The 5,944-nt window shown below is 66.3% G+C and carries 6 protein-coding genes; 5 read left to right on the forward strand and 1 reads right to left on the reverse strand.

What is annotated here, in order from left to right:
- From AC1D1W_RS19480 to AC1D1W_RS19500, 5 genes are all read left to right on the forward strand, one after another.
- Positions 1 to 1,088 (forward strand): extracellular solute-binding protein (locus tag AC1D1W_RS19480; protein WP_476944553.1); only part of this gene is annotated, 1,088 nt, incomplete at its 5' end.
- A 23-nt stretch (positions 1,089 to 1,111) separates the two neighbouring features.
- Positions 1,112 to 2,080: a carbohydrate ABC transporter permease gene (locus tag AC1D1W_RS19485; protein WP_476944554.1), complete on the forward strand. Its 969-nt coding sequence runs from the start codon at positions 1,112 to 1,114 to the stop codon at positions 2,078 to 2,080.
- Complete coding sequence (locus AC1D1W_RS19490; protein ID WP_243177441.1) at positions 2,077 to 2,994, forward strand: carbohydrate ABC transporter permease; 918 nt, start codon at positions 2,077 to 2,079, stop codon at positions 2,992 to 2,994. Before AC1D1W_RS19485 ends, AC1D1W_RS19490 begins: the two co-directional genes overlap by 4 nt.
- Positions 2,995 to 3,045: 51 nt before the next feature.
- Positions 3,046 to 4,107: an NAD(P)-dependent alcohol dehydrogenase gene (locus tag AC1D1W_RS19495; protein ID WP_476944555.1), complete on the forward strand. Its 1,062-nt coding sequence runs from the start codon at positions 3,046 to 3,048 to the stop codon at positions 4,105 to 4,107.
- Entirely contained in the window at positions 4,107 to 4,970 is an 864-nt protein-coding gene (locus tag AC1D1W_RS19500; RefSeq protein ID WP_476944556.1) for a carbohydrate kinase family protein, read from the forward strand. Before AC1D1W_RS19495 ends, AC1D1W_RS19500 begins: the two co-directional genes overlap by 1 nt.
- A 121-nt stretch (positions 4,971 to 5,091) precedes the next feature.
- Here AC1D1W_RS19500 and AC1D1W_RS19505 read toward each other — a convergent pair.
- On the reverse strand, positions 5,092 to 5,944 hold an 853-nt coding region (locus tag AC1D1W_RS19505), incomplete at its 5' end, for a PEP-utilizing enzyme (RefSeq protein ID WP_476944557.1).

Consider the following 5,944-nt stretch of genomic DNA (forward strand, 5'->3'; position numbering starts at 1 on the left):
GCCAGGCCGGCCAGTACGACATTGCGTCACTGTCCAACTACGAGATCCCGTTCTATTCCGCCAACGGCTGGCTGGCGCCGCTGGACAACGTGGCCAGGGACGCCGAGTTCAACCAGGCGGACATCCTGCCGGCCTACACGGCGTCGTTGACCGGCACGGACGGCAAACTCTACGGCGAACCTTTCTACGGGGAATCCTCCTTCCTGATGTACCGGAAGGACATCTTCGACGCCAAAGGGCTGACCATGCCGGAGAAGCCGACCTGGGACCAGGTCGCCGACCTCGCCGCCAAGGCTGACGGGGCGGCGCCAGGGATGAAGGGCATATGCCTGCGCGGCCAGCCCGGCTGGGGCCAGGTCTTCGCACCACTGACCACCGTGGTGAACACCTTCGGCGGGACCTGGTTCGACAAGGACTGGAATGCGAAGGTCAACGCCCCCGAATTCACCGCAGCCACGGAGTTCTACACCAATCTGGTGCGGGAGCACGGTGAAGCGGGCGCCGCCCAGGCAGGGTTCACCGAATGCCTGAACAACATGAGTCAAAGCAAGGTCGCCATGTGGTACGACGCCACCTCCGCGGCCGGAGCCCTGGAAGCCGAGGCCTCTCCCGTGAAGGGAAAGATCGGTTATGCCCAGGCGCCCGTGAAAGAGACCAAGTCCTCCGGATGGCTGTGGACCTGGTCCTGGGCGATGCAGGCGGCCTCCAAGAAACAGAAAGCTGCCGCCAAATTTATCGCCTGGGCCAGCTCGAAGAAGTACGAGGAACTGGTCGCGTCCAAGCTCGGCTGGTCCAAGGTCCCATCCGGCAAGCGCATTTCCACGTACGAGAACACCGAGTTCCAGCAGGCCGCGCCGTTCTTCAAGGCCGAACGCTTCGCCATTGAGAACGCGGATCCGACCAACCCCGGTGTCCAGCCGCGGCCGGCGGTCGGCATCCAGTTCGTCGGTATTCCCGAGTTCGCGGCCCTGGGCACCCGGGTGTCCCAAGGTGTGAGCTCCGCCATCGCCGGCCAGGGCTCCGTTGCCGATGCGGTGGCCAAGGGCCAGGAAGCCGCACAAAAAGTCGGCGACAAGTACAAGAAGTAACAACCCAACCGCAGGAGAACATTATGACTACCGCAACGGCGCGCGTCTCCCGGCAAGGGAGCAGCACAGCCAAACCATCCAGGAACGCCAGGGCGCGGGAACGCGCAGTGGCTTGGGCACGGCGGGCACCGCTGCTGCCGGCCCTGATCTTCCTCATCATCGTCACCCAGCTTCCATTCGTGGTGACCCTGATCATTTCGTTCATGAACTGGAACAGCCTGAGCCCGGACAAGACCGGATTCGCCGGGTTCGAGAACTACATCCAGGTGGTCACCGACCCGTACATGCTCCAGGCAATCCTCACCACCATCGTCGAGACCGTCTCGGTGGTCCTGGTCAGCCTCGGCCTCGGCCTCGGCCTGGCCCTGCTCCTGGACAAAAAGTTCATTGGCCGGGGCCTGGCCCGGACTCTGCTGATCGCACCCTTCCTCATCGTTCCGGTCGCGGCTGCACTCATCTGGAAGCACGCCATCCTCAACCCGGTCTACGGTCTGATCAACGGCTCCCTCACCTGGATCTGGTCGCTCTTCGGCTCCGACGCCCCGCCGCAGCCGGACCTGCTGTCGTCGGCACCCCTGATGGCCATCATCGTCTCCCTGGTCTGGCAGTGGACCCCGTTCATGATGCTCATCCTGCTCGCCGGCCTGCAGTCCCGCCCCATGGACACCGTTGAAGCTGCCCAGATGGACGGTGCCACTCCCTGGGCAATTTTCCGCCACCTCACCCTCCCGCACCTGCGCCAGTATCTGGAACTCGGTGGACTGCTCGGGGCCATCTACATCGTGCAGAACTTCGACGCCACCTTCGTCATCACCTCCGGCGGCCTCGGCACGGCCAACCTGCCCTACGCCATCTACGAGACGTTCTATTACGCCAACGAATACGGCCTGGCCTCAGCGGCCGGCGTCGTGGTGGTCATCGGCACCATCTTCGTGGCGACCTTCGCACTCCGCACCGTATTCTCGCTCTTCAAGAAGGAGGCAGCACGATGAGCACCCTCACCCCCGCCGGGCCCAGGTCATCAGTCCCCACCCCGTCCACCTCGACCACGGGATCACGACGCCGGGGCAAGTCACGCATGGACCCCACCCGCAACAACACCGCCGCCGGCATTGCCGCCTGGCTGCTGGCCCTGCTGTTCGCGGTGCCGGTCCTGTGGATGATCCTTACCTCGTTCCATTCCGAAATTGACGCAGCCACCAACCCGCCGTCGATCGCCGCCGACCTTAACCTGGACGCCTACAAGGAGTTCTTCGGCGCAACTTCCGGCGTCAGCCCCTGGCCGTCGCTGATTAACTCCGCCACCGCCTCGATCTTCTCCACCATCCTCGTCCTGCTGCTGGCCATCCCCGCCGCGTACGCCCTGTCAATCCGGCCGGTTAAAAAGTGGACCGACGTTCTGTTCTTCTTTCTCTCCACGAAGATGATGCCCGTCGTCGCCGCAGTCCTGCCGCTCTACCTCTTCGCCAAAACCGCCGGCGCGCTGGATAACATCTGGTTCCTGGTCCTGATGTACACCTCGATGAACCTGCCCATCGCCGTGTGGATGATGCGGTCCTTCCTTGCCGAAGTGCCCGTCGAAATGCTTGAGGCCGCCCAGATCGACGGCGCCACCCTGCTGCTCACGCTCCGAAAGGTCATCGCCCCGGTGGCAATGCCCGGCATCGCCGCCACCGCGCTGATCTGCTTCATCTTCAGCTGGAACGAACTCCTCCTGGCGCGGGTCCTCACCGGCGTCGTGGCCGGCACCGCCCCGGTCTTCCTCACCGGCTTTGTCTCGGGCCAGGGCCTGTTCATTGCCAAGGTCTGCGCCGCCGCCGTCGTGATTTCCCTGCCGGTGCTGTTCGCAGGGTTCGCCGCCCAGGACAAACTCGTCCAGGGTCTCTCCCTTGGTGCAGTGAAATAGCGCCGTCAAATAGCCCGCCACCGCCTCTTCAAACCGCAAAGGATCCCTTCGATGACCACATCAACCGCACAGTCCCGCACCCCCGGACATCCGGAAGTGCCCGCCACCATGCGCGCCGCCGTGCTCAAGCGCCAGGGCGACATGGCCATGGAAACACTGTCCGTCCCGGAGCTGGACGCGGACCAGGTCCTGGTGCAGGTCGCCGCCGTCGGTGTGTGCGGCAGCGACGTCCATTACTATGAGCACGGCCGGATCGGCGACTACGTCGTGGACCACCCGCTGATCCTGGGCCACGAGCTCTCCGGACGCATCGCCGCCGTCGGCAGCGACGTGGACCCCTCCCGCGTTGGCCGGCGGGTCGCCGTCGAACCCCAGCGGCCCTGCCGCACCTGCAAGCAGTGCAAGGCCGGACGGTACAACCTGTGCCCGGACATCGAGTTCTACGCCACCCCGCCGATCGACGGAGCTTTCACCGAATACGTGAGGATCCAGGACGACTTCGCTTACGACATCCCAGACAGCGTCAGCGACGAGGCGGCAGCCCTCATCGAACCACTCTCCGTCGGCCTCTGGGCCTGCGAACGCGCCCAGATCAAGCCCGGCAGCCGGGTCCTGATCGCCGGAGCCGGCCCCATCGGCATCATCGCCGCCCAAGCCGCCCGCGCTTACGGGGCGACCGAAATCTACATCACGGACATTGCAGAAGAAAGGCTCGCTTTCGCCCTGGAACACGGCGCCACCCATGCCTTGAACGCCTTGACGGACAGTACCGAAGGGCTCGACGTCGATGCCTTCATTGACGCCTCCGGCGCCCCGCAGGCTGTCCGTTCCGGCATCAAAGCCGTTGGACCGGCCGGCCGGGTCATCCTGGTCGGGCTCGGAGCCGACGACGTCGAACTCCCCGTCTCCTACATCCAGAACCGCGAAATCTGGCTCTCGGGCGTCTTCCGCTACACCAACACCTGGCCGCTGGCCATCCAGCTGATCGCGGACGGAAAAGTAGATCTGGACATCCTGGTGACCGGCAAGTTTGCGCTGGCCGACTCGGAAGAAGCACTCAAAGCGGGCAAGCAGGCCGGTCAGCTCAAAACTGTCGTCTACCCGGGCCGCTGATGCGCATCACCGACGCCACCGCGGCGCCCCGCCTCCCCGCGGGGGACGGTGTCCTGACGGTCATTGGCGAATCCCTTGTCGACATCATCCGCGACCCCCGCGGTCCTGCCGGCGGCCAGGCCCACCCCGGGGGCAGCCCCCTCAACGTGGCAGTGGGGGCTGCACGCCTCGACCTCAGGACAATCCTGGTGACCCACTATGGCCTTGACCCGCACGGACACCTGCTCGAAGAGCATCTGCAAACGAACGGCGTCCAGGTGGTCAACGGCGGAAGCGCGGCCACATCTACAGCCCTCGCCACCCTGGGATCTGACGGTGCCGCCGAATACGCCTTCTCGATCACCTGGGCAATCAGTGGGGCGTCCCTCCCGGCCCTCGCTGCCGTCAAAGGTTCCACCCACGTCCACACGGGATCTATCGCCACGGTGCTCCCGCCGGGGGAGCAGGCCACCCTTGCCCTGGTAGAGGCCGCCCGGGAACACGCGACGACCAGTTTCGATCCCAATTGCCGGCCCGCGATCAGCCCCGATGCGGCTGCGGCACGCCGGCAGGCGGAAGTGTTCGTGGCGGCGAGCGACATTGTCAAAGCCAGCGACGAAGACCTGCGCTGGCTCTACCCGGACCGGGCACCGGAAGTATCCCTGCGGGCCTGGCTGGAACTGGGGCCGGCGGTGGTGGCCCTGACGCGCGGAGCCTCAGGCCCGGTCATCCTGTCCGGAAACGGGCGGGTCGAGATGGCAGCTGAACCGATCCGAGTGTCAGATACTGTGGGCGCCGGTGATTCCTTCATGGCGGGGCTTATTTCCGGACTCGCCAAACTTGGAGCGCTCGGGCGGAGGGAAGACGGCAACTGCAGACCCTGACCCTGGATCAGCTCCACGCAGTCGCCTCGTACGCGAACCGTGCAGCGGCGATCACCTGCTCCCGAAAGGGCGCCAATCCTCCGTGGTCGGCGGAACTCGGGGAACTGTCCTGATGACGCGGTCAGTCTGCGACCGTGACGGTGCCGGCGTCGCCGTCAACGCGGATCCGTTGGCCGCTGCTGAGCCGCTGGGTGGCCACGCCTGTGCCAAGCACGGCCGGGATGCCGTACTCGCGGGCCACGATCGAGCTGTGGCTCAACGGCCCGCCGACGTCGGTCACCACGGCGGAGGCCATCGCGAACAGCGAGGTCCAGGCCGGGGTGGTGATGCGGGCTACCAGGACGTCCCCGGGCTCCATCAGGCCGAAATCCTGTGGGCCCCTCAGGACGCGGGCCGGGGCGGTGACCCGGCCCGCGCTGGCGCCTACGCCCTTGATGACGTCGCCGAGCTGATCCTGTGGGCCTGCCRGCATCATTGAGCCGAAGGCCCGCTCCATCCACCGGCTCTCCGGCAACAGCTGCGGGGCAGCGGCCTTGGCCTGGCCCCGCCACAGCATCTTGCGCTCCTCGACGGCGCCGGCGCGGACGGGCCGGTCTGCCCCGGTAATTGCCACGGCTGCCGGTGTGCCCGACCCGGCAAGTCCGAACTCGACGGCGCTGCGCAACTCCCGGTGGCGCAGCCAGAAGACGTCGGCGGGCTCGGCGATGACTGCGGAGCCGACGAGCCGTCGGCCCAGCTCGAACAGCATCCGCCGCAGCAGCGGCCACGCCAGCCCGACGTCGGCCAGGGCGTCCTCGCGGATCGGGGCTGCGTTTTGCGCCCACCGGAGCAGCCGGAGGAATGCGGCCCGGCGCCTCGGCCCGAGCCGGGCGACGATTCGGCGGGTTTCATCCTCGCGACGGGCGGCCGAGAGCCGCTGGCGCTCGTAAGGGTCATTGCCCTGCCCCCGCAGGTAAAACTTCACCGTCTCCAGC

The sequence above is a fragment of the Arthrobacter sp. P1_B4 genome, from assembly GCF_056406555.1.